At 59.2% G+C, this 797-nt stretch carries 1 pseudogene; it reads right to left on the bottom strand.

Features of this window, described 5'->3' with window-relative positions:
• Positions 1–466 precede the first annotated feature (466 nt).
• Positions 467–797, bottom strand: a pseudogene (locus EN780_RS39305) (hypothetical protein); the annotation flags it as partial.

Here is a 797-nt window from a genome sequence, read left to right as displayed (position 1 = left end):
CCCTTTGTTGCTGGTGATGGTCAGGTTGCCGGCACGTCTGTGTAACCTGTGGCGCTACCCTGTGAAGGTCTCCGCACCATCCCCAGATTGACCCGCACAGGCAGCGTCATGGCGCATCCACGAAGCAAGATTATTCTTTTGCACTCTAGGACCCCCTTCGAACTTCGCGGCCGCATACAGCCAAAGTATCAGTCGGGTCTCAAACGGCCATTCAGGCTGTCTATGGGACATACTAGCTTTGCGCCATACTGTGTGGCCAACTCGGGGGCACGGGCACAATTTGCCCAGGTGAACGGCAGCCTTTGCGCCTCCTTTGGGTCATTCAATTGGGTTATGACGCCTGCTGAAAGCGGACTCGTCCGATACGGGCCGCCATGCGCGCTAGGTCCGCGACGATCGCCCATGACGGCTGTTTCGACGGTCAGTCGCCGCACGCCGGCCGCCATGGGTTGGCTCGACGCTCAGGTCAGAAGGACAGACGAGCGATGATCTTCGCTGGCTTCACTGCTCGGATCGAAGGTGTGACGGCTTCTGGTATTTGGAAGGTCCTCAGGTTCTGAGCTTTGGATGTGGAGCCCGGTATCGCTGCCTCTGCGGAAGCAATGTCTTTTGCACTCACCTGCAGCGACTTGCAGGCTCCCTTCTCGTCCCAAAGATTCTTGGCAACCGCGCTTCCCACCGCCGCCGTGATGGCAGTGGGTGCGACATCGTTCGGCGCGACTTGGCGCGTCACGATCAACGCCTTGATTGCCTCACCGAGGATCGCAGCGGAGTCGTTGAAGCCAATCCCGCGAATT

Source organism: Mesorhizobium sp. M4B.F.Ca.ET.089.01.1.1, assembly GCF_004022605.1.
In the GTDB taxonomy this organism is placed as follows: domain Bacteria; phylum Pseudomonadota; class Alphaproteobacteria; order Rhizobiales; family Rhizobiaceae; genus Mesorhizobium; species Mesorhizobium abyssinicae.
Note: the sequence above shows the minus strand (reverse complement) of the source record. Positions and strands in the feature narration are given on the sequence as shown.